The following is a 25584-nucleotide window of genomic DNA, read 5'->3' as shown; positions in this document are numbered from 1 at the left end:
CTCTATCGCCACTCGTGTCACGACATATGGGCAGCTGTTAACGAATGTCCCAGTCGCTTCCAAGTGCCCCCCAAGTGCGGCGGGCCATGCTCTCGCCTGGGAAGCGAGTTTGGGGAGAGTAAGAAAATGTGGCGAAGACTCAGCGCCGTCGCCGGACTGGCCATGGCCGGGGTGCTGGCCCTGCCGGGCGCCGCCATGGCCAAGCCGAAGGAACTGGACGTTCCCGTGGGAACGTGGCTCGCGGCGAGGACACATCCCGCCGTGCAGCTGACCTCGGTGTCCTACACCGCGGAGGTGGCCGTGCCGACGCCGGTCGCCAACCTGGACGCGATCAAGCAGCTGACCCAGCAGGGCATCTCCGCCGTCCAGTCGGGCAAGATCTCGGCGGACGAGAACAGCATCTACCGGTGGGTCGTCCAGCAGATGGCCAAGGAACCGGGGCGTTACTTCTCGCCGGGCACGCCGGAGCGCGTCGTCGAGGCGAGCGCGGGCGGCCTGTGCACCGGCTGGTGGGTGACGCCCGACGGTTACATGGTGACCGCGGCGCACTGCGTCGGCCAGGAGGAGACCGAGCTGGCGCAGACCTTCGCGGAGCAGGCGCTCACCGAGGTCAACAAGAAGGACGCCGCCGACCTGATCGCCGATCTCGGCGACGCCGCCTCAGACGACGAGATCGTCAGGACCGCCTCCAAGATCTTCCAGGTCTGGAACGCGGACAACATCAAGATCCGCAACGTCCAGAGCTCGCTCTCGTTGTTGCAGAGCCTGCCCGGCGGCGGGGTGGACAAGACGGCCAAGTCGGTCCCCATCGAACTGGTCGCCAAGGGCACGGTCTACCCGGGCAAGGACGTGGCGATCCTCAAGGCCAACGGGCAGAACAACCTGCCGACCGTTCCGCTCGGCCAGGACTCCGACGTCCGGGTCGGTGACACGCTCTACATCAGCGGGTTCCCCGGCACGGTGACGCAGACCTCGATCTTCAACGTCGAGTCCAAGCTCGACCCGGCCTTCACCGAGGGCCCCTACAACGCCAGCAGGCAGACCCCGGAGGGCGTGCCGTACATCCAGACGCAGGCCCCGTCCTACCCGGGCAACTCGGGCGGGCCGGTGTTCAGCAGGGACGGCAAGGTCATCGGCATCCTGGTCGGCGGTCTCATCCAGCAGGACGGCGGCTCGACCGAGGGCGAGAGCTTCGTGTTGCCGGTCAGCATCGTCAAGGAGAAGCTCAACGAGAAGAACATCAAGCCCGCAGAGTCGGCCACGACGAAGGCCTACAACGAGGCGCTCGACCTGTTCTTCGCCAACCACTACTCCGAGGCGCTGCCGAAGTTCCGTGAGGTCCAGGCGCTGCAGCCGAACCACCCCTACGTGGCCAAGTACATCACCGACTCCCAGCAGGCCATCACCGCGGGCAAGGACGAGAGCTCCTCACCGATCCTGCCGTGGGTGCTGTGGGGCGGTGGCGGGGCGGTCGCCCTGCTGGTGGTCGGCGCCCTGGTGGCCATGGCCGGTAAGGGCAGGCGCCGGGTGAAGACGCCGCCCACCTCGTTCCCGCCCGTGTCCTACGGTGCCCAGCCCGGTCACTCGCCGCAGGGACCGGGGTACGGCCAGCCGTACGGCGGGGCACCCGGGGGAGCGCTCGGAGGGCCTTCCGCGGGGGCGCAGGCCTACCAGCAGCGGCCGCCCTACCCGTTGCCGCCCGGCTCTGAGGAGACCCGCTCGGTCCGCCCCCATGCCCAGCAGTACGGCGCGCCGCCCCAGATCCAGGGCCCCCAGGCTCAGGGTCCCCAGGCCCCTCAGGCTCAGGCCCCTCGGGCACAGGGGCCGGGGGCGAACACCCGCATCGCCGGGCTTGAGGCGGAACTTGAGGAACTGCGCCGCAGCATGGGGCAGCAGCGCCCGCCCGAGCGACGCTGACGCCTCCCTCAGACGGTGACCCTGGCCCTGCGCCGCCCCTGGTAGGGACGGCGCAGGGCCGGGTCGTCAGCGGGGAGCGGCGCCGTCAGTACGGGAACCGGCCCGTCCTGGACGGCGGCCGGGGTGGTCGCGGGACGGGCGTGCACGGGCCGGGTCGGCCGTGCGGACCGCATGGTCGTGCTGACCGGGGTCTCGGGCCTGCGGTGCCGCCTGCCCCGCAGCGGGGCGTCCTGCGCGAAACCGGGCGACAGGGTGGAGGACTCGGTGACCGGGTGCTCGCGCAGGCGGCGCCTCCCCTGGTAGGGCAGGCGGGGGCCGTCGTAGCGGCGGACCGTGCCCGGCTCCGTGGCGCGGAGCGGATCGGTGTGGGGCCGCGTGTGCCGTCCGCCGCCGGGGAGGTCGGGGACCTCCGGCTCCTCGACACGCGCGGGTGGAGCGGTGACCGAGGGGAACCCCGTCGTCTGGGCGGACCTGAACGTGGTCTCCGCGACGGCGGGCGCCGTGGCGGACAGCCCGGCGGGAACCGTGGCCGACACAGGGGCAGGCACGGGAACGGCCGCCGTGACAGGCGCCGTGGTGGCCATCACGGCGGGCGCCGCAGTGGGCGCCAAAGTGGGTGCCACAGTGGGCGCCACGGTGGGTACCGCGGCAGGTGCTGTAGCGAAGGCCGTGACGGGCACGGCGCGGGTGACGCGGCGGCGTCCCGGGGCGCGGCGGCGGCCGGGCGCCCGGCGGGTGCCGGCCGTACTCCCGGCAGCGGCCATGGCGAGCGCTGGGCGTGCCTTCAGCTGCCTGGTCTTGGCGTGGGCGATGAGCGCGACGGCGGTCAGCAGGACCGGCGCGAGGATCGCGGGGGTGCCGAGCTGGGGGGCCTCCGAGGGCAGGCGCAGGCTCGTGGCGGCGGGGGCGGCGGCGATCGCGTTGGTGTCCGCGGTCGCGGGCTTGGCGTGCTTTCCGGTACGGCCCGCGGCCTGCGTGGTGGCGGGCGGCGCGGTCTTCGCGGTCTGCTTGGCGGGAGGCTGGGGTTTCGCCTGTGCCGCTGAGGGGTCCTTCGCGTGGGCCCCGGTCTCCGGCTTGGCGTGCTTGGGGCCGGTCCTGACCGGTGGGGAGGGCGGCAGGTTCTCCCGCACCGTGGCGGGCGGGGCCTGTGACAGCAGGTCGGGGTTACGGGTGAGGGCGACGGAGTTGTCCGGGCGGGGGGACGCCGTGACGATCTCCTGCTGCTGGGCGGCCTCCTCGTCCAGACGGGCCTTGATCTTCTCGGGGTATCCGTATCCGACGACCTTGTCGGTGTCGCGCACCTTGCGTTTGGCGACGCCGCCGTCGATGTTGCCCTCGATGGTGTGGATCTTCTTGCCCTCGACCCGGGTGACGATCCCGACGTGGTCGATGCCGTCGAGCTTCTTGCCGCCGCTCCAGTCGAAGAAGACGAGGGCGCCGGGCTTGGGGACGGTGCCCCAGGCGTCCTGCTGGCGGAACCACTTGGCGTGGTGGACGGTGTAGGCGAACTGCCCCACCCAGTCTTCGTAGCCGAGCTTCTTGGCCGCCCAGGACAGGTACATGTCGCACCAGGGGGCCGTGCTGTAGTCGGCGTCGAACTCGACGGTGTTGTACCAATCGCCGAACTTGGTGTAGCCGCTGCCCCGCTCGGAGTACCCGAGCTGGCTCTCCAGCAGTTCGATGAACTTGTACGTCTCAGGTGTCATCTGGAAGTTTCCGGTCATCCTCCGACGGCCGTCGAAGCATGGTCGCGCCGCCCTCGCGACCTGGCCGCCGGAAGACGGGGGTCGAGCGATGGTGCGTCACGGGACCGACCGGCGAGGCGGCCGAGACACGTGTGGCGGCACCATTGGCCAGTTGTCTTCCGTGACGAGGGAGGTTACCTCCCTTAAAGGGAAGGTCAAGACGGTCCGGGACCCGCTCCGGGACGAGCTATGGTGCACCGGACGGCAAAAGCCGACGTCAAAGGCGTTTTCATGATTTTTCCACTGTAAACGCCCAGCCAAAAAAGATCTGGCGAATCACGAAATCCGCAGTGGGGCGGGGGCGTCGAGCAGGGCGAGGGCCAGTTCGGTGACGGACCGGGTGAAGCGCCGGGGCTCCTCGGGCGACGCCGTCCGCCGGACCAGTTCACCGTCGAACACGGCGAGCAGGGCGTGGGCGAGGAAACCCGCGAAGTCCGCGTCGAGGCCGGGACGCGCCTCGGCCACCAGGGTCGCGATGTGGCCGTGCCAGAACAGGTAGCTCGGCTCGGTGTACTTGGCGTCGGCGCACGCCTGCTCGTGCGCGGTCAGCAGGGCGGCGTTGGCCTCGGCGATCCCGCAGAGCCCGTCGAGGAAGGCCGTCAGGCGCTCCCGCGCGGGCGCGCCCGGCCCCAGGGGCGGGGGGCCGTCCACGATCGCCTCACGCAGCGCGAGCGAGCGCTCCTCAAGGAGGGCGCGCAGCAGGCCGGTTCGGCTGCCGAACCTGCGGAAGACGGTCCCCTTGCCGACCCCCGCCTCGGCCGCGACCCGGTCGAGGGAGACGTGGTCGCCGCCGTGCTCGGCCACCAGCCGTTCGGCCGCCCGCAGGACGGCTCTCCGGTTGCGTGCGGCGTCGGCGCGCTCCTGACGCTGCTCGGCCATGGGCTCTCCCGTTGACAAGCGGACCGATGGTCCGAATATTCTAGCGTCCAGGTAAGCGGACCGACGGTCCGCTGCAGTGATCCCCACGGAGGGAAGTCCCATGACCGTTCGCGCCGTCGTCACCGACCCCCGGGCACGGGCCGCGCTGCGGATCGCCGAGGTCGCCGACCCCGAACCACGTCCCGGCCAGGTCCTGATCGACGTGCGGCACATCTCACTCAACCGGGGCGAGGTGGCCTTCGCCGGGAGTCTTCCCCCGGGAACGGTGTCCGGCTACGACGCCTCGGGCGTCGTGGCACGCGCCGCCGCGGACGGCAGCGGGCCCGCGGAGGGCACCCGCGTCGTCGCCTTCGGGCCTGGCGCCTGGGCGCAGCGCGTCGCGGTGGACACCGACGCGGTCGCCGAGGTCCCCGACGCCGTCGACCTGGCCCACGCCGCGGCGCTGCCGATGGCGGGGGTCACCGCGCTGCGGGCGCTGCGGACCCGCCCGATCCTGGGCCGCAGGGTCCTGGTCACCGGGGCGGCGGGAGGGATCGGCCGGTTCGCGGTGCAACTGGCCGCGCTGGGCGGGGCACACGTCGTGGCCTCCGTCGGCTCCGCGGCACGCGGGGAGGGGCTGACCGGACTGGGCGCCCGCGAGGTGGTCGTCGGCCTCGACGGGATCGACGGCTCCTTCGACCTGATCCTGGACAACGTCGGCGGGGCGCAACTGGTCGCCGCCTGGCCGTTGCTGGCCCCCGGAGGCGACCTCCAGAGCATCGGCTGGGCCTCGGAAGAACCCGCCGTGTTCGCGCCGGGCTCACTGTTCTTCCTCGGCCGGTCGAGGACGATCAGCACGTTCGGCGATGCCACGGCCTTCGGTCCCGACCTGGCCACCCTGCTCGGCCTGGCCGCCGAGGGCAGGCTCTCCGCCGAGATCGGCCTGCGAGACACCTGGGAGCGCCTCGCGGAGGCCGCCGAGGCCCTGCTCGGCCGCCAGGTCGCGGGCAAGGCCGTACTGGACGTCGAACCGTGGCGGGCGGGTCAGAGCGGGGCGTAGAGCACCAGGACGTTGCCGGAGGGGTCGCGGAGCACCGCCCTGACCTCGTGCGGCCCCCTCTCGGGCTCCTGGACGACCTCGGCGCCCGCCCCGGTCAGCTCCCGTACGGCCAGCGCCACGTCCGCCACCCGGTAGGAGGGCGCGGTGACGTCGCCCGCGACCCGCTCGGCCGCCCCGACCAGCGCGACCGTGACGCCGCCCCCGTCGAGAGCGGCGAACCGGTCGCCGTCACGGAAACGCACCGCGAGACCGAGCGCACCCGAGTAGAAGGCGATCGCCCCGTCCATGTCCTCGACGGGGACCAGCACGTTGCCGAGCCTGCTCGCACCGGCCTCCAGGGGAGAGGTCATCCCGGCTCCCCGGGAACGGAGGGGACGTCCTGCGGCGCCTCCGAGGGGTCGGAGGGGCCGGGCTCCTGCTCGCAGGGCGGCAGGTCGACCCGGGCCTGGCTCGAACGGCTCTCGCCCGCGGGCACCGTGGTGATCGTCACGGTCCGCCGGGCGTACTGCCCGCACTCGGGCAGCGTGGCGAACTCGCCGGCCACCGTGCGCGTGTAGTCGGTGCGGCCGGACAACTCGATCGTCTTGGCGCTGCCGGTCGTCCCGCCGTCGGCGCCGGGGACCTGCTGGGTGAAGGCCAGCCGTACGGTCACCGGGGAGGTGCCGGAGGCGCGCACCCGGAAACCGACGGAGGTGCCGTCGAAGGAGGTGATCGTGACGGCGGGGGGCGCGCACTCCTCACCCTCGACCACCGTCTGGGCGTACTGGGCGCCGTTGCCCGCGGGACGGTCCGTGGTGACCGTGACCCCGAGCACGGCCCGCCCGCCGCACGGCACCTCGGCCGGGGGAGCGGGAAGTTCGACGGAGTAGCCGGTCTCCCCGGACAGGGTCCTGGTCACGGTGTCCAGCGTGCTGACGCCGCCCTCGTCGTCCTTGCGGGTGAAGGACGCGGTGAGCCGTACCCTGCCCGGACCGCCCGCGCGGACCTTGACGACGGCCGTCTCGCCGTCCCAGGAGGTGATCTCCGCGTTGCGCACCTCGGGGGCAGGGCACGGGCCGCCCCTGACCTCGACCGTACGGCTCAGCTCCCCGCCGGAGAACCGGGGCGAGGTCGAGGCCGTGACCCTGCGGTAGAGGGTCTGCTCGCAGGCGGGGGCGGTGAAGGCGTAGGGAACGGGCTGGGAGTGGACGCCGTTGCCCCTGAGGGTGAAACTCCGTGTGGCCACCTTCGTCAGGTCGTCACGCTCCTCACCCTGGGCGAAGGAGACGGTCAGCACGACGGAGGCCGGGGTCGAGGAGCGCAGGCTGAGCGTCGCCCCGCCCGCGTCGAACCGGGTGATCGCGAGGTCGTCGACCCCCGGGCTGGAGGTCGGGGTGGGGGACGGCGTCCGCGACGGGTCGGTGATCGGGGTCGGCCGCGCGCTCGGGGACGACGTCGGGGTCCTGCGCGGCGTCGGGTGGGCCTTCGGGGGCGTGCTCTCCGACCTGGCCGAGGTCCGTTCCGTTCCGGTGTGCGGCCGTTTGACGGGAGGCCGGGCCGGTTCCGGCGGGGGAGAGCCGCCCGCGCCGTCCGGCGGGGTCTTCCCGGCCCCGGGCACATGCGCGGGCGGAGTGAAGATCGAGTTCGCCGAGAGCCTGTCGGCCGACCGCCCCGAGGCGACCAGCCCGACGGTGACCGCGACGGTGATCACGACGACCCCGGCGAGCAGCCTGGGGCCGAGACGGGGACGGCGCCTGCCGCCGCCCCTGCCGAGCACGGTGCTCGCCAGCGAGGTGCTCGTCCGCTGGGCCGGCCTGGCCAGCGGGAACGACAGCGCCAGCAGGGTGGCCAGCTCTGCCAGGTGCCGCCGCCCCCGCTGCTCCCACTCCGGTCCGTACGCGGCGGTCGCGGCGGCTTCGAGTTCGAGGACGAACGCCTCCGCCGTCGCGGGCCGGTCCGCCGGATTCTTCGCCATGCCCCGCGCGACCAGGCCCCGCACCGAACTCGGCACGGCCTCGATCGGGATCGGCGCCCGCTGGTGCTGGTGCATCAGCGCGGCCCCGTTCTCCGCCCGGTAGGGCCGGTGCCCCGTGAGGCACTCGAAGAGCACGCAGGTGGCCGCGTAGACGTCGCTCGCCGGGGTGGCCGGATGCCCGGCCCACTGCTCGGGGGCCATGTACGGCGGGGTGCCCTGGGGCGCGTCGGAGGCCCCGGTGCGGGCGGCGATGCCGAAGTCCGTCAGCTTGCTGGCGCCGTCCGCCTGGATCAGTACGTTCTCGGGCTTGTAGTCGCGGTGCACGATCCCGGAGGAGTGCGCGAACGCCAGTCCGAGCAGCGAGCCCTTGAGCACGACGAGCGCCGCCTCGGGGCTGGTGGTGCCGTGCTCGGCCAGGATCCTCCTGAGGGAGACGCCGTCGACCAGCTCCATGACGATCGCGGCGTCGCGGGTGTCCTCGTAGTACTCGTAGAACTGGACCACGTTCGGGTCGTACAGCTCGACCATGACGCGCGCCTCCTCGCGGAAGCGCGCCAGGAACCTGTGGTCGCCCCGCAGGGCCGTGTTCAGATACTTGATCGCCACGTAGGCGCCGGTCGCGGTGTAGGTGGCCAGCACCACCCGGCCGCCGCCTCCCGCACCGAGGTCTCGAACCTCGTGGTATCCCGGAACCAATGGAGTCCCCCTCCGAGCGCCGTCGCTTGTTCGACGGTCTCACCCCTGCCGTCGGTTGTCACGGTTCGCGAATTTCGTAAGGAAATCGCTATGTGGGAGACCGGTCTAAAGAGACGCGTAGACGGCCTCGGCGAGCCGGTGGGCACGAGGGCTGCCGGCGACGGCGTCGGTCATCCTGTTCATCGTGTACGCCATGCCCAGGCCGTGTTCCACGTCGCCGAGGCTGAGGAAACCGCCCATGCCGGTGTGGCCGAAGGCGGTCCGCATCCCCTGCTCGGGGACCCGGAAGGCCTGTGCGGGCCGCATGTAGCCGAGGCCGAAGGAGCTGTCGAGGAGCAGCACCCGGTCGGGGCCGGAGACCCGGGGCCTGACGGCGTCCCGCAGGGTTTCCGGGCGCAGGATCCGCCCGGCGACCAGATGGCGGTAGAACCCGGCCAGGCCGAGGGCGGTGGCGACGACCCCGATCGCGGGCCAGCCCGCGCGCAGGACGACCGGGTGGTTGGCGCCGCCGCGCAGCTTGGTGACCTGCGGGTTGCCCATGGCGCGGCCGGTCAGGCTCTCGCCGTCCCGCATGGCCCTGCCGAGCGCCTCCCCGGCGTCGGCACCGGGGTTTGTCACGTTCCCGGGCGCCGCCGGGGTTCCCGAAGCCGCCGGTTCCCCGGGTGTCGCAGGCTTCCCGGGTGTCGCAGGCTTTTCCGAAGTCGCCGGTGCCGAGGCCCCGAGACGCAGCCCGCCGGACAGCCGGGCCGCCCGCGCCGCCACGTCGTCCGGCGCGCCGAGCCAGAGTTCGAGCCCAAGCGGGTCGGCGATCTCGGCGGCCACGAACTCACCCGCCCGTTTGCCGGAGACCCGGCGGATCACCTCGCCCAGCAGGAAACCGTAGGTCAGCGCGTGGTAGCCGTGCCCGGTCCCCGGCTCCCACAACGGCGCCTGCCCGGCCAGCCGGTCGGCGATGGCCTCCTGGTCCTCGAACTCCTCGACCGGCACCGGCTCCTCGATCACCGGCAGCCCCGCCTGGTGGGTGAGCAGGTGCTCGACGGTGACACGCTCCTTGCCCGCGCGGGCGAACTCGGGCCACACCTCGGCGACCGGTGCCGTGACGTCCAGCAGACCGCGCTCGGCCAGCAGCAGCACCGCCGTCGCGGTCACCGCCTTGGTGCACGAGTAGACCAGCGTGGGGGTGCCACGCTCCCAGGGACGCCCGTCACGGCGGTCGGCCACACCACCCCACAGGTCCACGACAGGCCTGTCGTCAAGGAAGACGGAGAAGGCCGCGCCGAGCTCCCCGTCGCCGGCGAAATTCTGGCGGAACACCTCGCGCACCCGCGAGAACCGAGGATGGCACCATCCGTGAACCGCCATCGTCCACTCCTGTGAAAACGCATGTGAGCGCGGAAAACCCGCCGGGCGTTGAGCCTAACAACGCCCGGGAGCGACCCGGGACCCTCAGCCCCCGCCGGTCTCCTCCGCGCGGGAGGACACGTAGGCGCCCCCGCCCTCCACGGTGTAGACGAGGCCCTCGTCGGACAGGACCTGGATCGCGCGCCGTACGCTGCCCGGATCGAGGCCGTAGCTCCGCTGGAGGCTCTCCTCCGAGGGGAGCGGGCGGTCGAGCTGGAGCTCACCGCTCGTTATCCGCGCACGGAGGATGCCCGCGAGCCGCAGGTGGGCGGGGACGGAGTCGCCCGGGTCACCGGGCTCGATGGTCGCGGCCATATGTCCTGGATGCCCGCCGTACGGCTTCGTGTCCCAGGTGTGCCGTAACAGGGACGACGGTTGACAGACGTTTTGTACGGCTCAGCGTCCCCGCCAGCCGTCCCGATGGAGGAGGTCGGCCAGGGGGACGCGTCCGCGCCACCCCTTGCGTTCGAGGTCGGGCACGCGCTCCCGGTGCGTCACCGGTCCCAGGCAGAGCCAGGCCACCGGGCGCACCCCCTCCGGGATGCCGAGCAGGTCGCTGACGAACTCCTCCCGGTAGAAGGACACCCAGCCGACCCCCAGGTCCTCCGCGGTGGCCGCGAGCCAGAGGTTCTGGATCGCCAGGCACACCGAGTAGAGCCCGGCGTCCGCGATCGAGTGGCGGCCGAGGACGGCCGGGGCCCCGCGCGCCGGGTCGTAGGTGACGACGACGGAGAGCGTCGACTCGCGCACCCCGTCCACCTTGATCGTGGCGAACGTCGCGGCCCGCTCGGCGTCGAGGGTGGCCGCGAAGACGGCGCGCTCCCGCTGGACATGGCCGGCGAAGGCCTCGCGGATCTCCCGGTCGCGGACCACGATGAAGTCCCAGGGCTGGGAGAGGCCGACGCTGGGCGCGGCGTGAGCGGCCCCCAGGATCCGTAGCAGGACCTCCTCGGGCACGTCCTTGCCGGTGAACTCACCGCGCACGTCCCGTCGTTCGAAGATCACGTCGTAGAACTCAGGCATGATCGCCAGCATCTCGTGTCGCGCCGCGCACCGGTACGCCCGCCGTACCTCTTCTCCCGGCCACGCCCCCGTGGGCCCCCGCGCCCTCTCGTGGCCGGAGAAGAGATACGGCGGACGCGCCCCCCTTCAGCCGAGGGCGACACCACCGCGGTCAGCCTGCCGGGCGGCCCTGCACGTTTCCTGTACGGCGGGCACGGGCCGAGTGAAGGCCCAGGTCAGGGCACCACCGTGACGTCGAAGAAGATGCCGCTGAGGTGGGGCATGTACTGGTTGCCGTCCACGTCGACCATCTTCCAGTAGACCTTGCACCGGGCCGGTTCCCTGGGGGCCCGCACCTCGACGCTCACCAGCGCGGACTCGCCGGGCTCCGTGTCGGGGATGCGCACACTCCTGTGCTCGGTCTGGCACAGGTCCTCGCCGTCCCACGGCCACTGCCGGTACAGGTAGCGGTCCCGCCACGGGACCGTGCCGATGTTGTCGATCTGCCAGGTCTTGACGAACGTCTCACCGACCCGGACCGTGCTGCCGTCGGGGTAGGTCACGTCCTTGGCGAGCCGTGACCGGTCGCCGGGGATGGGCCGGACCAGATGGGTCTCGGGGGGCAGTTCCTCGGGGCGCGGCAGCCACAGCCACAGGGCCGCCCCGAGGAGCAGGCAGACGACCACGGCCACGACGGCCGTCAGCCGCGCCCGTTTTCCGGAGAGCCGTCTCCTGAGAAGCACCCCCCAGGGAACCGTCTCCTTGAAGGACCACCCCCAGGACCCGTCCGCCAGGACCGCCGGGATCGTGGACCCCGCCGGGGGCGCGGGGTCCACGGCCTCCACAGGCTTCGCGGGCGGCGCCGGGTCGGTCGCGGACCCGGTCTCGGCAGGCTCAGGACGGGGTTCCACGGTCTCCGTGCCGTCGGAGCCGGAGGCCAGGATCTCCCGGTGCAGGTCGCGCAACTCGGGACCGGGGTCGGTGCCGAGTTCGTCGCGGAGGGTCCTGCGCAGCCGTTCGTAGAGCGTGAGCGCCTCGGCCGACCGCCCGGTCGCGTGCAGGGCGCGCATCAGCCGGTGGTGCAGCGTCTCGCGCAGCGGGTTACGGCTCGTCAGTTCGGCCAGCTCGGCGACCAGGGTCCCCAGGGCGGCCTCCCCGGAGAACGTCAGCTCGGCGTAGAGCTCCATGGCGGACAGCCGCAGTTCCTGCGCGTGCGCCGCCCGTTCCAGGACGCACGGTGTCTGCGGGACGTCGCTGAACGGCTCCCCGCGCCACAGGTCGAGCCCCTCCCGCAGGGTCTTCGCCGCCGCCTCCGGGTCGCGCTCTTCACCGGCCAGGGACAGCGCCCGCTGCATCCGCGCCAGGTCGGTGCCGGTCTCGCCGAGGTTGAGCCCGTAGCCGCCCGCCCTGCTGTACAGGACGGGTTCCGTCTCCACGGGTCCGGTGAGGGAGCGAAGCAGGGCGCGTAGCCGGGAGGCCCGGACCTGGACCGCGTTGGCCGGGTCGGCGGGCAGCCGGTCGGGCCACAGCGCGTTGGCGAGGTGCTCGGTCGAGACGGTCTCGCCGGGGTGGGCGAGCAGTTCACCGAGGAAGGCACGATCCTTGGCGGCGGTGGGGGCGGTGGACTGCCCCTGGTGCGTGATCGTCAGGTTCCCCAGCACGAGAAAGTCCACGCGGTGGAGTATGGCAGCTTTCGTCCAGTATTCGTCTGCCCTTCGGCGTGCTGTCAGAGACAACGCGAGGAGGTATGGTTCGGACGCGCCGATGTCGAAGGCATCGTGCAGGGAAGCCGTCGGTTCAGGGCTGCCGAGTCCGTGCCACCGTCAGGCGTCGGGAAGAAACACGGTCTGACGCTTCGGCGCCGTGTGCGAAGGGTTTCGGCTTGGGCGCGTCGGTGTCTGGACTGAGGAGCGAAGGAGCGCAGCGGATGAGCGACGAGGGAAGACACCGACCCGAGGCGCCCAAGCCCGCGGTGCCGGAGGCGCCGCGAAGAGGCGCAGACACCGACTTGAGAGCGCCCAAGCCCGCGGTGCCGGAGGCGCCGCGAAGAGGCACAGTCCACCTGCCCGGGGTGGCGCTCACCGACCATGTGTTCACCGTGCCTCTCGACCACGCCGATCCCGGCGGGGAGACGATCGAGGTCTTCGCCCGTGAGGCGGTCGACCCGGCCAGGCGGGGGGACGACCTGCCGTGGCTGGTCTTCCTCCAGGGCGGTCCCGGCGGCAAGTCGCCCCGGCCGCACGCGGCGGACGGCTGGCTGGCACGCGCGCTGCGCACCCACCGGGTCCTCCTGCTCGACCAGCGGGGGACGGGCCGCAGCACCCCGATGACCGCCGCGACGCTGACCGGAACCGACGCCGAGGTGGCCGCCAGGCTGCGGCACTTCCGCGCCGACGCGATCGTCGCCGACGCCGAGCTGATCCGGCGGGAGCTGGCCGGTGAACGGCCGTGGGAGACCCTTGGGCAGAGCTACGGCGGGTTCATCACGCTGACCTACCTCTCCAGGGCGCCCGAGGGGCTGGCGGCGTGTTACGTGTGCGGTGGGCTGCCGGGGCTCGCGGCGGACGCGGCGGAGGTCTACTCCCTCACCTACCCCCGGGTCCGTGCCAAGGTCGAACGCTTCTTCGCCCGCTATCCCGGGGACTCGGCCAGACTGGACGCCGTCGCCGACCGGCTGCGCGAGGAGGAGGTCAGGCTTCCCGACGGGGACGTGCTGACCGTGCGCCGTCTGCAGAGCCTGGGCATGTGCCTGGGGATGAGCGACGGCGCCGAGTACCTGCACTGGCTCCTGGACGAGGCGTGGACCGGGCGGGAGCTGTCCGACCTGTTCCGCTACGAGGTCATGATGGCCACCGGGTTCGTCGGCAACCCCCTCTACGCGGTCATGCACGAGTCGATCTACGCCCAGGGGGCGGCGACCGCGTGGGCCGCGCACCGGCTGCTGCCCGCCGAGTTCGCCGAGGACGCCCGGCCCCTGCTGCCGACCGGGGAGATGATCTACCCCTGGATGTTCGAGGAGATCGCGGCCCTGCGTCCCTTCAGGGGCGCGGTGGAGATCCTCGCCGCCGACGACTCCTGGCCCCACCTGTACGACCCCGTACGGCTGGCCGCCAACCGGGTCCCGGTCGCCGCGGCCGTCTACTACAACGACATGTACGTCGACGAGGGCCTGTCCATGCGGACGGCCGCCGAGGTCGGTGAGGTGCGGACCTGGGTGACCAGCGAGTGGGAGCACGACGGCGTGCGGGTCTCGGGCGAACGCGTGCTCGCCCGCCTGATGGACACGATGACGGGCGTGTACGGCTGAGACCGGGGCACCCCTCTCCGGGGGCTCAGGGGGAGAGGACCTCGGTCAGCGGCAGCCGTACCTGGAAGCGGGTGTCGCCGGGCACCGACTCCACGCGCAGGTCGCCGCCGTGGCGTCCGGCGACGATGCGGTAGGAGATGTCCAGGCCGAGTCCGGTGCCCTCCCCGACGGCCTTGGTGGTGAAGAACGGCTCGAAGATCCGGTCGCGCAGGTGTTCGGGCACGCCGGGCCCGGTGTCGCAGATCTCGATGAGGGCGGTCGTGCCGTGTTCGAGGCGGGTGCGGACGGTGAGGGTCCCCTCGCCCGCCATGGCGTCGAGCGCGTTGTGGACCAGGTTGGTCCACACCTGGTTGAGCTCTCCGGCGTAGCCGGGCAGCGGTGGCAGCTCCGGGTCGTAGTCGGTGGCCACGGTGATTCCCGGCGGGATCTTGCCGCGGAACATGGTGAGCGTGCTGTCCAGCAGTTCCCGCAGGTCGACCCGCTGGTACGGCGCGCGGTCCATCTGGGAGTACTGCTTGGCCGAGGCGAGCAGCGTCGAGATCCGCTCGGTCGCGTCGGTCACCTCGTCGAGCATCTGGGAGATCTCGACGGCCTCCGCCAGCCAGCGCACCGCGCCGGCCAGGTGCTCCTCCCCGATCTTGGCTCTGACCTTCTCCAGGCCCTCCTGGCCGAACCCGGCGCTCACCAGTGGCGCCGCGATCTCCCAGGCGTCCTCGACCCCGGCGGCCTCCAGGGCGTCGCCGAGTTCGTCCTCGGCGTCAGAGGTCTCAAGCGGGGTGCGGGCGGGCACGTTCCCGACGCTCTCCGCGCAGCCCTCCTGCAGGTCGACCAGCGCGCGCAGCCGCTCGGGCGGGATGCCCGCCTCGGTGAGGTCGGCCAGCTCCCGCCGCGCCGACTTGATCTTCTCCCGCAGCTCGCCGACCGCGCGTACGGCCGCGGCGGCCGGATTGTTGAGCTCGTGGGTGAGCCCGGCGGTGATGGTGCCGAGCGCGGTCAGCCGCTGCCGTCTGTCGATGAGCTCGCGCTGGGCCAGCCCGCCCAGACGCACCCCGTCGAGCAGGTGGACGGCCATCGGGAACCACTCGGCGACCATCTTCCCGTACTTCCTGGCGGGCAGGACGAACAGCCGGGAGGGCTTGGTGGCGCGCAGCGAGTGGGCGTAGGTCTCCGGGGCGCGCTCGCCCAGGTAGGCCGAGGTCGCCCCGGCGTAGACCCCGACCTGGGAGGTGGGGGTCATGGTCACCACACCGGCCGGGGTCTCGGTGGACATGACGATCTCGCCGTCGATGAGGACGACGAAGTGCTCGGCGGGCTCGCCCTGCCGGATGATCGTCCCGCCCGCGCCGAACTCACGCTCCTCGCCGTGCGAGGCCAGCCACCGCAGCTTCTCCTCGTCGAGCTTCTCGAACAGGAACAGCCCGCGGAGCACGTCGATGTCGATCATGCGGCCTCCGTCACGTCTTCTCCAGGTAGCGGTGCACCAGCGCGACGGCCATGGCCCCCTCGCCGACCGCGGAGGCGACCCGCTTGATCGAGTCCGCCCTGACGTCCCCGGCGGCGAACACCCCGGGCACGTTGGTCTCCAGGTGGTACGGCTCCCGCCGCAGCGGCCAGTTGCGCGGCCGGTTCTCCGCGGCGGTCAGGTCGGGGCCGGTGAGGACGAAGCCCCTGCGGTCGCGTTCGACCGTGTCGCCCAGCCAGTCGGTGAAGGGCTCGGCGCCGATGAAGACGAACAGCCACTCGGTCTCGGCCGTGCGCTCGCCCTCGGGGCCCTTGAGCGTGAGCCGTTCCAGGTGGTCGTCGCCCCCGGCGCCGACGACCTCGGTCTCGGTGTGCACCTCGATGTTCGGGATCTGGGAGATCTGCTCGATCAGGTAGTGCGACATGGACTTCTCCAGCCCCTCGCCCCTGACGACCAGGTGGACCTTGCAGGCGTACCCGGACAGGTAGACCGCGCCCTGCCCGGCGGAGTTGGCGGCGCCGACGACGTAGACCTCGCGGTCGCGGCACTCGGGGGCCTCGGTCACCGCGGCACCGTAGTAGACGCCCCTGCCGACGAAGTCGTCGAGACCGGGGGCGCTCAGCCTGCGGTAGGAGACGCCGGTGGCCAGGATCACGGTGTGCGCCGCGATGCTGCCGCCGTCGGCGAACCCGACGACCTTGGCCTGTCCCCTGACCTCCAGGCTGGTGACCGTACGGGCGGTGAGCAGCTCGGCGCCGAACTTCAGGGCCTGGCGGCGGGCGCGGTCGGCGAGCTGGGCGCCGGAGACGCCGTCGGGGAAGCCGAGGTAGTTCTCGATGCGGGAGCTCTGGCCCGCCTGCCCGCCGGAGGCGTGCTGCTCGACCATCACCGTGCGCAGCCCCTCCGAGGCCCCGTAGACCGCGGCGCCGAGGCCGCCGGGACCGCCGCCGATGACGATCAGGTCGTAGAAGTCGGTCGCGGGGGCGGTGGACAGGCCGACGGCGGAGGCCAGCGTCGAGGTGTCCGGGGCGACGAGCTTGGCGCCCTCGCCGGTGACGACCAGCGGCAGCCTGGCCGGGCTGACCTCGTGGGCCGCGTCCTCCTCCCCGGTCCGCTCGCCCGCCGCGGTCAGGAGCTGGACACCCTCGGGGGAGTCGGCCAGCAGCCAGCGGTAGGGGACCTGGTTGCGGGCCAGGAAGTCGCGGACCTCGTAGGACCTGGCCGACCAGCGGGCCCCGACCACCCGCAGCTCGTCGGAGTCGCGCCGCTCGGCGCGCTGCCAGGCGTCGAGCAGCGAGTCGAGCACCGGGTAGAACTTCTCCTCGGGCGGGTCCCACGGCTTGAGCAGGTAGTGGTCGAGGTCGACCACGTTGATCGCCTGGATCGCGGCGTCGGTGTCGGCGTACGCGGTGAGCAGCACCCGGCGGGCGTACGGGTACAGGTCCATGGCCTGTTCGAGGAACTCGACGCCGTTCATCTGGGGCATCCGGTAGTCGGCGAGGATGGCCGCGACGTCGTCGCCGCGCAGCCGCATCTCGCGCACGCTGTCCATGCCCTGTGTGGCGCTGTCGGCCCTGACGACCCGGTAGGACTGGCCGTACCGGCGTCTGAGGTCGCGTGCGACGGCCCGCGAGACGCCCGGATCGTCATCGACAGTTACGATGACCGGTTTGTCCATGACCAGCCTTCCCCCGAAGCGTGACATCTTCCTCCGAAGAATGTCATATCCCCCTGTGGTGCCCGGCCACCGCGGTCTCAGTGGTCGGACATGCCCACGGCGCGCAGCAGGGCCGCGGGGTGGCCGTGGGCGGCGCGCAGCCGCATCAGCTCCGGATCGCTGCTCCAGAAGTCGGTCAGCGTGCCGTGCCCGATCCGGTCGGCGATGATCTGCAGGGCGATGTCGTGCTTGATGTACTCGACCGCCATCAGGACGACGGCCGGGTCCTCGGTGTAGACGCCCCAGGCCGAGCCGTTCACGAACCCGCCGATCAGGACCTCGCGGCCGTCGCCGACGACCACCAGCAGGCCGCAGCCCAGGTTGTCGGCCACCGAGTCGGGCACCGGGAAGCGGTGCTCGTACAGGTAGCCGACCTGGGTCTCGGCCGGGCCGAAGTGCACGACCGACACCTCGACCCCGCGCTCGGCCGCCCGTCCGACCAGCGGGGAGAGCTGCTTCATCTCCTCCGGCCAGATCGACAGGAACAGGTCGGTGCGCGCGGCGGCGACCACGTCCTCCGCCCGCGCGAGGACGGCCTCGGTGCCCTTGAGGTTGTGGATGATGTGCGCCCCGGGAGGCGCGACGATCGTGGGCAGCGAGGACTGGAGCGACTCGATCGAGTCGTCGAACTCCCTGCGCATGCGTTCGAGCAGGGACCTGGGCGGCAGCGGCAGGTAGCCGACCGCCTCCTCGGGGCCGCGCAGCTCGTAGGCCGCGCCCTTGGACACCAGCTTGCCCAGCGTCTCGTAGACGGTGCTTCGTGGCACGCCGGAGCGCTTGGCCACCTCGTAACCGTTGAGGGGTTGCCCGGCGACGACCAACGTCACATAGGCCTTGGCCTCGTAACCGGACATGCCCAGGCGCTGCAACTGCTCCACGACGTCCCGCATCGGAGTTATGGTACGGCTCGCCATGCCTGTTGGGCGTTGTCGTAACGAACATTATTTAGTACGAAATTAATCGTTTTGGAGTGTTTCCCAATGTGGTGCGGAAAAAGTTGCCGCTGACCAGCGCTTTTTCCAATCGTGCCGGTGAAGGCCGGGTCGGCGACCAACTTCATCGGGATTCAGAAAACGTTCCGCACGCTGGAACACGGCGGGCCATGTCCTGGGAACGCGGAAGGGCCGCGCCCGCCCCTTCCGGGTGGACGCGGCCCCGCGCGGACGTGCCTGTCAGACCTGGCCGGCCTTCTCAAGGGCGGAGCAGCAGGTGCTGACGATGAGACGGGTCACCAGATACGGGTCGACGTTGGCGTTGGGGCGACGGTCCTCGATGTAGCCCTTCTTCTCCACCTCGACCTGCCACGGGATGCGCACGGAGGCGCCGCGGTCGGAGACGCCGTAGCTGAACTCGTTCCAGGGGGCGGTCTCGTGGTGGCCGGTGAGGCGCTCCTCGATGCCCGCGCCGTAGTGCTTGACGTGCTCCAGGGCGTTCGCCGCGAGGGCGTCGCAGGCGGTGATGATCGGGTCGTAGCCCTCCCGCATCGCCTTGGTCGAGAAGTTGGTGTGCGCGCCCGCGCCGTTCCAGTCGCCCTTCACCGGCTTGGCGTCGAGCGTGGCGGCGATGTTGAAGTCCTCGGCGACGCGGTAGAGCAGCCACCGGGCGATCCAGAGCTGGTCGGCGACCTCGATCGGGCCCGCCGGGCCGACCTGGAACTCCCACTGGCCGGGCATGACCTCGGCGTTGATGCCGGAGATCGCCAGACCGGCCTCAAGGCACAGGTCGAGGTGCTTTTCCACGACGTCGCGGCCGAAGACCTCGTCGGCGCCGACGCCGCAGTAGTAGCCGCCCTGCGGGGCGGGGAAGCCGCCGATCGGGAAGCCGAGCGGACGGCCCTCCTTGAAGAAGGTGTACTCCTGCTCGATGCCGAACCAGGACTCCTGCTCGGCGAACCGCTCGGCCACCTCGACGAGGGCGGCGCGGGTGTTGCTGGAGTGCGGGTTCATGTCGATGGTGAGGACCTCGCACAGGACCAGCACGTTGTCGCCGCCGCGGATCGGGTCGGGGCAGGTGAACACCGGCTTGAGCACGAGGTCGGAGGCGCCGCCGTCGGCCTGGTTGGTGCTGGACCCGTCGAAGCCCCACAGCGGCAGTTCGGCGCCGTCGGCGAGGATCCTTGTCTTCGAACGGAGCTTGGCGGTCGGCTCGGTGCCGTCGATCCAGATGTACTCAGCCTTGAAGGTCATCGCCGGAGTCCTTGCTAGGGGAGGGGTCTGCTGCCCCAAAGACTCGCAAGTCGCGATTTCGCATCTGTTGCCCTTATGTGAACGGGATGTTACTCAGGTCCGGTTCGCCCGGCACGGTGTTCACATTCCCGTGAAAACAGGGGCTGAGCTGCGGAAACGGAGATCGTCACGGGGTCGTGTGAGCCTTGTCACCGTCGTCGCCGGGCTCTATCCCGAAGAAACGGGCCGAGGCGGACTCGTGGGCCAGGCGGCGCAGCACGTCGAGGACCCGGCCGTGCATGACGGTGCCGATGACCAGGGTCTCGACCGCCGTCTCACGGGGCCCGTCCAGGGGGAGGACGCCGAACTCGTGCTCGACCAGCGTCTCCGCGGCCCGCGCGTAGGGACGCAGGGCCTCCTCGTCCATCGGCATGCCGAGCCGGGCCAGGGCGTACAGGGCCTGGGCCAGCTCGTCGAGCGCCGGGGCCCAGGGCTCCGTCCGCCAGCCGAGGCCGGAGATCAGCCGGTCGGCCTCGGCGCGGGCGCGGCGCCACTCCTCACCGTCGGGCCGGGGCGCGGGCGCGGGGGCGATGGCGTAGTGGGCGGTGCCCAGCACGCGGTGCATGCTCAGTTCCTCGTCGTCGACCGCGGCCAGCACCTTGGCGATGGAGGCGATCGGCAGCCGCCCGACCTCAAGCAGCGCGCGGATCAGCCGCAGCCTGCGCACGTGGGCCTCGCCGTACTCGGCCCTGGTCGCCGAGGTCTGCTCGCCGGAGGGGAGCAGACCTTCCCGCAGGTAGTACTTGATCGTGGGGATGGGCACGCCCGTCTCGGCGCTGAGCTGGGAAATCCGCATAGCCGGATAGTACAACTACCCAATAGGTGCGTCGTTGTTCCCGTCGGGGGCGGAGGGTAGCGTGACGGTCACCGTACGTCATGAAAGGGTGATCGTGAACTCCCCCTCTCTCCCTTCCGGGTGGCGAGCCGGGCGGCGAACCGGGTGGCGGGGCGTGTCCCGGCGCGAGCTGCTGCGCGGCGCCCTGGCCGGGCTCGGCCCGCTGGCCCTGTCCTCCTGCGCCTTCCCCGTCGGCGGCGCGCCTCCGACGTCCACCGCGGGCCCGCCCCGTCTCGTCGAGGACGGCCCCCTGGAGATCTGGATCTTCGACGGGGGGCTCGGCGACGACTACGCCAGGACCATTCACGAACCGCTGGTCGCCGCCCGCTTCCCCCGCCTCAGGATCAGCCACAACGCGACCAAGGAGATCTCCAGGACCCTCCAGCCGCGTTTCGTCGGAGGAGACCCGCCCGAGGTCGTGGACGACTCCGGGGCCGGGGCCATGGACCTGGGTGCCCTGGTCCAGGACGGCCAGCTCACCGACCTGACACCGTTGTACGACGCGCCCAGCTGGGACGACCCCTCCGTCACGGTGCGCGAGACCGTCGATCCCATGGCGATCGAGCTGGGCGGCTACGGCGGCAGGCCGTACGTCATGAACTACACCAACACCGTCTGGGGCATCTGGTACTCGCGGCCGCTCTTCGAGGCTAGGGGGTGGCGACCGCCCAGGACGTGGGCGCGTTTCCTCGACCTCTGCGAGGAGATCAGGCGTTCGGGGATGGCGCCGTTCACCTACGCGGGCACCCACCCCCAGTACATCTACGAGCCCATCCTCACCCTCGCGGCGAAGATCGGCGGCAGGCGGGTGCTGACCGACATCGACAACCTCGCCGAGGGCGCCTGGCAGGCCGAGCCCGTACGGCGGGCCGCCGCGGCGTTCGCGGAGATCGGGGCCAGGCACCTCCTTGAGGGCACCGCGGGCCTCGACCACGTCCAGACCCAGATCGCGCAGAACCGCGGGCTGGTCGCCATGCTGCCCTGCGGTTCCTGGCTGGAGAACGAGCAACGCGGCTCAGCCCCGGACGGCTTCGGCTACGCGATGTTCCCGCTGCCCGACTTCGGCCCCTCGGACGCCATGCCGTACGGCACGCTGCACGCCCAGCCGGGTGAGGAGTACATCGTGCCCGCGCGCTCGGCCAACCCCGGGGCCGGGCTCGAATACCTGCGGGCCATGCTCTCCCGGCGAGCGGCGGGGAGGTTCACCGAGGCCGTCTCGACGCTCACCGTCGTCAGGGGGGCGGCCGACGGTCTCAGGCTCAAACCCGGCCTGGAGAGCGCCCGCGCCGCCCTCGCCGCCGCCGGCGGCAACGTCGTCACCTTCATGTTCCGCAGGTGGTACTCCGAACTGCACGACGAGGTCGCCGCGGCCTCGGGGCAGCTGATGAGCGGGGCGATCAGCGCCGACCGGTGGGCCGAGCGGGCCCAGCGCAAGGCCGACGCGCTCAGGGCCGACCCCTCGGTGCGGAAGTTCACGAGGTAGCCGCCGATGAACCAGCACAGGAGACCGTTCGTCGCCGGGTTCCTCGCCGTCCCGGTCACGCTGTACACGGTCTACGTGCTCTCCCCCTGCGCGCAGGCCCTCGTCATCGCGCTCACCGACTGGCGCGGGGTCAACGCCGTCCCGCGCTTCGTGGGGGCGGACAACTTCCGCAGGCTCCTCGGCGACGAGGTCTTCCTGCGGGCCGCCGGCCACAACCTGCTGCTGCTGGCGCTGGTGCCGCCGCTGACGATCGGGCTCGCCCTGCTGTTCGCCTGGCTGCTGACCGGCGACGGGGCGGCCGGGCGCACGGGCGGAGGAGCGGTCAGGGGAGCGGGGTTCTACCGGGTGGTCTTCTTCTTCCCGCAGGTGCTGGCCGTCGTCCTGGTCGCCGTCCTGTTCCGGCAGATCCTCAGGCCGGACAGAAGCGGGATGCTCAACGGCCCGCTGACCGCCCTGGGGTTCGAGCCGGTCGGGCCGCTGGCGGAGACCCGCCTGGCGCTGTGGGCCGTACTGTTCGTGCTGGTCTGGCAGGCGGTCGGGTTCTACGTCGTGCTCTTCTCCGCGGCCATCGTCTCCATCCCGCGCGAGCTGTTCGAAGCCGCGGCCATCGACGGCGCCAGGGGCGGACGGCTGTTCCTGCGGATCACCCTTCCCCTGCTGCGGGACACGGTCCAGGCGGGCTGGGTCTATCTCGGCGTCGCCGCGCTCGACGTCTTCGCCGTCGTGTGGGTGATGACGGCCGAGCAGGGTGGTCCCGACCACTCCACGACGGTGATGGCGGCGGAGGTCTACCGCAACGCCTTCCACTACTCCAGGTTCGGTTACGCCTGTGCGATGGGTGTGGTGCTGTTCGCGCTCACCACCGGGTTCGCGGTGCTGGTCCTGCGGCTGACCCGGCGCGAGCGGATCGAGTTCCGGTGAGCGCGGCCCGCGCCCGCCTCACGGCGCTCCTCTCGCACGCCGTCCTGCTCTGGTGGACGCTCCTGGTCACGGTGCCGATCGCGTGGACCTTCCTGGCCTCGGTGAAGAGCGAGCGGGAGATCTTCGGCGACGCCTGGTCGCCGCCGGCCACGATCCGCCTCGACAACTGGGCGCGTGCCTGGCAACAGGCGCACGTGGGCCGCTACATGCTCAACAGCGTCGTCGTCGTGGCGTGCGGTACGGCGGGCACCATGCTGTTCGGCGCGATGGCGGCCTACGTGCTGGCCCGCTACCGCTTCCGCGGCAGCCGGATCGTGCACGCGCTGTTCGTCGCGGGACTGGCCCTGCCGGTCTACCTGGTGCTGACCCCGCTGTTCTTCGTCGTCAGGAACACCGGGGCGCTGCCGCTGGTCGGCCCGTTCATCGGCCTGAACACCCACGGCGGGCTGATCCTCGTCTACATCGCCTTCTCCCTGCCGTTCACGGTGTTCTTCCTCACCGCCTTCTTCGGGACCCTGCCGGAGACGGTCGCGGAGGCCGCCTTCGTGGACGGCGCCTCGCACACGCGGGTGTTCTTCCAGATCATGCTTCCGATGGCCAGGCCCGGTGTCGTCAGCGTGACGGTCTTCAACGTGCTCGGCCAGTGGAACCAGTACCAGCTTCCCCTCGTGCTGCTGCCCTCCGACCGGGACAGCTGGCTGCTCACGCAGGGCATCGCCGACATCTCGACCACGGCGGGCTACGACGCCGACTGGGGCGCGCTGTTCGCCGCGCTCGGTATGGCGATCATCCCGATGGTCGTCGTCCACGCGCTCCTTCAGGGACAGATCCGCAGGGGGCTGACCGCGGGGGCGTTCAAGTAGATCGGATTTTGCCGTTCACGGAGATTGGGTTAACTGTTGGAGTGACACTGACGACATATCGGGCAACCGACACCCTGTCTGTGACCTCCTCCGCCCGCCTCGGCGGGCGTCGACGTCTTCTCGGGCTGTTCCTGGCGCCCGTGGTGGCCGCCGGGACCGCCGTCCCGCTCGCCCCGGGCCAGGCCGCGCACGCCGCCCCGGCACGTTCCACGGTGATCTCCGGAGACTCGGCCTCGGCTCACTCGGCACCGGGGCTCGACGACCCGGCCAAGAAGGAGATCGCGATGAAGCTGGTCTCCAGCGCGGAGAACTCCTCCCTCAACTGGCGGGCACAGTACAAGTACATCGAGGACATCGACGACGACCGCGGCTACACGGCGGGCATCGTCGGCTTCTGCTCGGGCACCGGGGACATGCTGGACCTGGTCAAGCTCTACACCCGGTACAAACCGCACAACCCGCTGGCCAAGTACCTCCCCGCCCTGCGACGGGTCAACGGCACCGACTCGCACAAGGGCCTCGACCCCGGCTTCACCAAGGCCTGGGCCCGCGCGGCGAAGGACAGGGCCTTCAGGAAGGCGCAGAACCACGAACGCGACCGGCTCTACTTCCGCCCCGCCGTACGGCAGGCCAAGAAGGACGGCCTGCGCGCCCTCGGCCAGTTCGTCTACTACGACGCCATCGTCATGCACGGCGGCGGCGACGACTCGCTCAGCTTCGGGGCGATCCGCAGGAACGCGCTGAAGAAGGCCAAGCCGCCGTCGCAGGGCGGTGACGAGACCGCCTACCTCAACGCCTTCCTCGACGCCCGCAAGGTCGCCATGAAGGCCGAGTCGGCCCACGAGGACACCAGCAGGGTGGACACCGCACAGCGGGTCTTCCTCAGGAAGGGCAACCTCGACCTGAACACGCCGTTGTCGTGGAAGGTCTACGGCGACTCCTACCGGATCAAGAAGTAGCCGTCCGGCTCAGGCCCGCTCACCGGTCGTCAGGCCGTCGAGGAGGACCGTGATGTAGTGGTCGGCGAGTCCCGCGGTGTTCAGGCGTCCCCCCGGCCTGAACCAGCGGACCGTGACCCAGATGCTGTCGCGGACCATGCGGTAGGTGAGCTTGGGGTCGATGTCCCCGCGGAGCTGCCCGGCGGCCTGGCCGCGCCTGATCTGCTCGACCCACATGCGCTCGACCTCCTCCTCGGTCCTGACCAGGTAGTCGAAGCGGTCGCCGGGCAGGGAGCGCAGGTAGTTCCAGTCGTTCTGCATGACGGTGATCGCCGCGCGGTGCGGTTCGAGCGTGCCGAAGGCGACGCGGACCATCTCCGACAGGGTCGTGCGGGGGTCCTCCCGCCGGTCGAGCACCGTGCGGTAGCGGCCGACGAGGTCGTCGAGGAAGGTGGTCAGCACCTCGTCGACGATCGTCTCCTTGGAGTCGAAGTGGTGGTAGAGGCTGCCGGACAGGATGCCGGCCTCCTCCGCGATCTCGCGGACGGTTGTCGCCTGGAATCCCTTGCGGGCGAAGAGGTCGGCGGCGAGTTTCACGAGGTGTTCGCGGCGCTCCGAGGCGGAGCCGGATGAGGCCGCGCGCCTGGTCGCACCCTGGCGTCTGACGGAGGTGGTCGTGGCGCCGGAGTTCTTTCTCGTGTTCACGTCCTCCATTATGAGTCTTTGCGTAATCGCTTGTTCGCGCGAACGAACCAGCTCATCGCGGCATTCGCCCCGTGCCGGGCGCCTGTCCGGAACGGTGTGGCGGGGCCGCTCTCCGGCGCCGCGCCGTACGGCTCGTGCCCGGGTGGGCGCGGGGTGGGTTTCGGTTTTCCGTAAAGGGAGGGGAAAGCCTTCCCTTACCGACAAAACTCATAAACGTCACTTCTCTGGACATGCCTCCTCTTTCTTGGAGCGCGTCCGGTCTCCGGAGGGGGCTCGTGACGGATCCGGCTTCGCTGGCGCGCGCCACACGGATGGTTTCGCTCAAAGATCGCCCATGGTGACGCACCCGGCACGTCCCGTGGCTTCCGGTGACCGTTCCCCCTGCCGCCCCTGGAGCGTTCCCGGGTACCAGGTGTCACTCCGGATCGCAGGATCTTGACGGAAGGCCCATGGTCAGCCCCCTAGCGATAAAGAAAGTTTCCTATTAGATTTGCG

At 71.2% G+C, this 25584-nt stretch carries 21 protein-coding genes; 7 read left to right on the top strand and 14 right to left on the bottom strand.

Annotation, left to right across the window (positions count from 1 at the left end):
* Nucleotides 1-126: 126 nt before the first annotated feature.
* Nucleotides 127-1917, top strand: coding sequence for a trypsin-like peptidase domain-containing protein (locus tag ABZ470_RS09275; protein ID WP_362910981.1), 1791 nt, complete (start codon nucleotides 127-129; stop codon nucleotides 1915-1917).
* Between the two features lie 8 nt (nucleotides 1918-1925).
* Here the strand turns inward: ABZ470_RS09275 and ABZ470_RS09270 are convergent, their stop codons facing one another.
* Both ABZ470_RS09270 and ABZ470_RS09265 read right to left on the bottom strand, forming a co-directional pair.
* A complete protein-coding gene (locus tag ABZ470_RS09270; protein WP_362910980.1) occupies nucleotides 1926-3623 on the bottom strand; it encodes a CHAP domain-containing protein in 1698 nt (565 codons plus the stop codon).
* Between the two features lie 315 nt (nucleotides 3624-3938).
* Nucleotides 3939-4541, bottom strand: a complete 603-nt coding sequence (locus tag ABZ470_RS09265; protein WP_362910979.1) for a helix-turn-helix domain-containing protein — start codon at nucleotides 4539-4541, stop codon at nucleotides 3939-3941.
* Between the two features lie 100 nt (nucleotides 4542-4641).
* Between ABZ470_RS09265 and ABZ470_RS09260 the strand changes: the two genes are divergently transcribed.
* On the top strand, nucleotides 4642-5580 hold the full coding sequence (locus ABZ470_RS09260) for a zinc-binding dehydrogenase (protein ID WP_362910978.1): 939 nt from the start codon (nucleotides 4642-4644) through the stop codon (nucleotides 5578-5580).
* Here ABZ470_RS09260 and ABZ470_RS09255 read toward each other — a convergent pair.
* From ABZ470_RS09255 to ABZ470_RS09230, 6 genes are all read right to left on the bottom strand, one after another.
* Nucleotides 5565-5930: a VOC family protein gene (locus ABZ470_RS09255; RefSeq protein ID WP_362910977.1), complete on the bottom strand. Its 366-nt coding sequence runs from the start codon at nucleotides 5928-5930 to the stop codon at nucleotides 5565-5567. The two genes, ABZ470_RS09260 and ABZ470_RS09255, sit on opposite strands and share 16 nt — an antisense overlap.
* Nucleotides 5927-8230 (bottom strand): serine/threonine-protein kinase, encoded by a 2304-nt coding sequence (locus ABZ470_RS09250; RefSeq protein WP_362910976.1) that lies wholly within the window; start codon nucleotides 8228-8230, stop codon nucleotides 5927-5929. The genes ABZ470_RS09255 and ABZ470_RS09250 overlap by 4 nt, the downstream gene beginning before the upstream one ends.
* A gap of 105 nt (nucleotides 8231-8335) precedes the next feature.
* On the bottom strand, nucleotides 8336-9592 hold the full coding sequence (locus tag ABZ470_RS09245) for a serine hydrolase domain-containing protein (RefSeq protein WP_362910975.1): 1257 nt from the start codon (nucleotides 9590-9592) through the stop codon (nucleotides 8336-8338).
* Nucleotides 9593-9676: 84 nt separating this feature from the next.
* Nucleotides 9677-9946 (bottom strand): GntR family transcriptional regulator, encoded by a 270-nt coding sequence (locus ABZ470_RS09240; RefSeq protein ID WP_352008417.1) that lies wholly within the window; start codon nucleotides 9944-9946, stop codon nucleotides 9677-9679.
* Nucleotides 9947-10027: 81 nt separating this feature from the next.
* Nucleotides 10028-10654: a 5,6-dimethylbenzimidazole synthase gene (gene bluB / locus ABZ470_RS09235; RefSeq protein ID WP_352008418.1), complete on the bottom strand. Its 627-nt coding sequence runs from the start codon at nucleotides 10652-10654 to the stop codon at nucleotides 10028-10030.
* Nucleotides 10655-10869: 215 nt separating this feature from the next.
* The gene (locus ABZ470_RS09230) at nucleotides 10870-12306 is read right to left on the bottom strand and encodes a BTAD domain-containing putative transcriptional regulator (RefSeq protein ID WP_362910974.1); all 1437 of its coding nucleotides are present in this window, start codon (nucleotides 12304-12306) and stop codon (nucleotides 10870-10872) included.
* 254 nt (nucleotides 12307-12560) lie between these two features.
* On the opposite strand from ABZ470_RS09230, the gene ABZ470_RS09225 reads away from it, so the two are divergent.
* Nucleotides 12561-13940 carry an alpha/beta fold hydrolase gene (locus ABZ470_RS09225; RefSeq protein WP_362910973.1) on the top strand — a complete coding sequence of 460 codons (1380 nt, stop codon included), beginning with the start codon at nucleotides 12561-12563 and terminating at the stop codon, nucleotides 13938-13940.
* Between the two features lie 25 nt (nucleotides 13941-13965).
* Here the strand turns inward: ABZ470_RS09225 and ABZ470_RS09220 are convergent, their stop codons facing one another.
* The 5 genes from ABZ470_RS09220 to ABZ470_RS09200 form a co-directional block, all read right to left on the bottom strand.
* The gene (locus ABZ470_RS09220; protein ID WP_352008421.1) at nucleotides 13966-15384 is read right to left on the bottom strand and encodes an ATP-binding protein; all 1419 of its coding nucleotides are present in this window, start codon (nucleotides 15382-15384) and stop codon (nucleotides 13966-13968) included.
* A 10-nt stretch (nucleotides 15385-15394) separates the two neighbouring features.
* Nucleotides 15395-17080: an FAD-dependent oxidoreductase gene (locus ABZ470_RS09215; RefSeq protein WP_352008422.1), complete on the bottom strand. Its 1686-nt coding sequence runs from the start codon at nucleotides 17078-17080 to the stop codon at nucleotides 15395-15397.
* 77 nt (nucleotides 17081-17157) lie between these two features.
* Nucleotides 17158-18009 carry a helix-turn-helix domain-containing protein gene (locus ABZ470_RS09210; RefSeq protein ID WP_362910972.1) on the bottom strand — a complete coding sequence of 284 codons (852 nt, stop codon included), beginning with the start codon at nucleotides 18007-18009 and terminating at the stop codon, nucleotides 17158-17160.
* A 282-nt stretch (nucleotides 18010-18291) separates the two neighbouring features.
* Nucleotides 18292-19305 (bottom strand): glutamine synthetase, encoded by a 1014-nt coding sequence (glnII, locus tag ABZ470_RS09205; protein WP_352008424.1) that lies wholly within the window; start codon nucleotides 19303-19305, stop codon nucleotides 18292-18294.
* A 166-nt stretch (nucleotides 19306-19471) separates the two neighbouring features.
* A complete protein-coding gene (locus ABZ470_RS09200) occupies nucleotides 19472-20140 on the bottom strand; it encodes a MerR family transcriptional regulator (protein ID WP_352008425.1) in 669 nt (222 codons plus the stop codon).
* A 154-nt stretch (nucleotides 20141-20294) separates the two neighbouring features.
* Between ABZ470_RS09200 and ngcE the strand changes: the two genes are divergently transcribed.
* The 4 genes from ngcE to ABZ470_RS09180 all read left to right on the top strand — a co-directional run bounded on the left by ngcE (nucleotide 20295) and on the right by ABZ470_RS09180 (nucleotide 24405).
* Nucleotides 20295-21662 (top strand): N-acetylglucosamine/diacetylchitobiose ABC transporter substrate-binding protein, encoded by a 1368-nt coding sequence (gene ngcE / locus ABZ470_RS09195; RefSeq protein ID WP_362910971.1) that lies wholly within the window; start codon nucleotides 20295-20297, stop codon nucleotides 21660-21662.
* 6 nt (nucleotides 21663-21668) lie between these two features.
* Nucleotides 21669-22583: a sugar ABC transporter permease gene (locus ABZ470_RS09190; protein ID WP_362910970.1), complete on the top strand. Its 915-nt coding sequence runs from the start codon at nucleotides 21669-21671 to the stop codon at nucleotides 22581-22583.
* Nucleotides 22580-23446: a carbohydrate ABC transporter permease gene (locus ABZ470_RS09185; protein WP_362910969.1), complete on the top strand. Its 867-nt coding sequence runs from the start codon at nucleotides 22580-22582 to the stop codon at nucleotides 23444-23446. The genes ABZ470_RS09190 and ABZ470_RS09185 overlap by 4 nt, the downstream gene beginning before the upstream one ends.
* Nucleotides 23447-23526: 80 nt before the next feature.
* Nucleotides 23527-24405 carry a chitosanase gene (locus ABZ470_RS09180; protein ID WP_362910968.1) on the top strand — a complete coding sequence of 293 codons (879 nt, stop codon included), beginning with the start codon at nucleotides 23527-23529 and terminating at the stop codon, nucleotides 24403-24405.
* 9 nt (nucleotides 24406-24414) lie between these two features.
* On the opposite strand, the gene ABZ470_RS09175 is transcribed toward ABZ470_RS09180, so the two are convergent.
* Nucleotides 24415-25089 carry a TetR/AcrR family transcriptional regulator gene (locus ABZ470_RS09175; RefSeq protein WP_352008430.1) on the bottom strand — a complete coding sequence of 225 codons (675 nt, stop codon included), beginning with the start codon at nucleotides 25087-25089 and terminating at the stop codon, nucleotides 24415-24417.
* Between the last annotated feature and the right edge of the window lie 495 nt (nucleotides 25090-25584).

It is taken from the genome of Streptosporangium sp. NPDC020072 (assembly GCF_040631445.1).
GTDB lineage: Bacteria > Actinomycetota > Actinomycetes > Streptosporangiales > Streptosporangiaceae > Streptosporangium.
Note: the sequence above shows the minus strand (reverse complement) of the source record. Positions and strands in the feature narration are given on the sequence as shown.

What these genes read in the sequence shown, in the direction of transcription:
- ABZ470_RS09275 (WP_362910981.1), top strand. Translation starts at nt 127, where the DNA reads ATGTGGCGAAGACTCAGCGCCGTCGCCGGACTGGCCATGGCCGGGGTG.
- ABZ470_RS09270 (WP_362910980.1), bottom strand. Translation starts at nt 3,623, where the DNA reads ATGACACCTGAGACGTACAAGTTCATCGAACTGCTGGAGAGCCAGCTC.
- ABZ470_RS09265 (WP_362910979.1), bottom strand. Translation starts at nt 4,541, where the DNA reads ATGGCCGAGCAGCGTCAGGAGCGCGCCGACGCCGCACGCAACCGGAGA.
- ABZ470_RS09260 (WP_362910978.1), top strand. Translation starts at nt 4,642, where the DNA reads ATGACCGTTCGCGCCGTCGTCACCGACCCCCGGGCACGGGCCGCGCTG.
- ABZ470_RS09255 (WP_362910977.1), bottom strand. Translation starts at nt 5,930, where the DNA reads ATGACCTCTCCCCTGGAGGCCGGTGCGAGCAGGCTCGGCAACGTGCTG.
- ABZ470_RS09245 (WP_362910975.1), bottom strand. Translation starts at nt 9,592, where the DNA reads ATGGCGGTTCACGGATGGTGCCATCCTCGGTTCTCGCGGGTGCGCGAG.
- ABZ470_RS09240 (WP_352008417.1), bottom strand. Translation starts at nt 9,946, where the DNA reads ATGGCCGCGACCATCGAGCCCGGTGACCCGGGCGACTCCGTCCCCGCC.
- bluB (WP_352008418.1), bottom strand. Translation starts at nt 10,654, where the DNA reads ATGCCTGAGTTCTACGACGTGATCTTCGAACGACGGGACGTGCGCGGT.
- ABZ470_RS09225 (WP_362910973.1), top strand. Translation starts at nt 12,561, where the DNA reads ATGAGCGACGAGGGAAGACACCGACCCGAGGCGCCCAAGCCCGCGGTG.
- ABZ470_RS09220 (WP_352008421.1), bottom strand. Translation starts at nt 15,384, where the DNA reads ATGATCGACATCGACGTGCTCCGCGGGCTGTTCCTGTTCGAGAAGCTC.
- ABZ470_RS09215 (WP_352008422.1), bottom strand. Translation starts at nt 17,080, where the DNA reads ATGGACAAACCGGTCATCGTAACTGTCGATGACGATCCGGGCGTCTCG.
- ABZ470_RS09210 (WP_362910972.1), bottom strand. Translation starts at nt 18,009, where the DNA reads ATGCGGGACGTCGTGGAGCAGTTGCAGCGCCTGGGCATGTCCGGTTAC.
- glnII (WP_352008424.1), bottom strand. Translation starts at nt 19,305, where the DNA reads ATGACCTTCAAGGCTGAGTACATCTGGATCGACGGCACCGAGCCGACC.
- ABZ470_RS09200 (WP_352008425.1), bottom strand. Translation starts at nt 20,140, where the DNA reads ATGCGGATTTCCCAGCTCAGCGCCGAGACGGGCGTGCCCATCCCCACG.
- ABZ470_RS09190 (WP_362910970.1), top strand. Translation starts at nt 21,669, where the DNA reads ATGAACCAGCACAGGAGACCGTTCGTCGCCGGGTTCCTCGCCGTCCCG.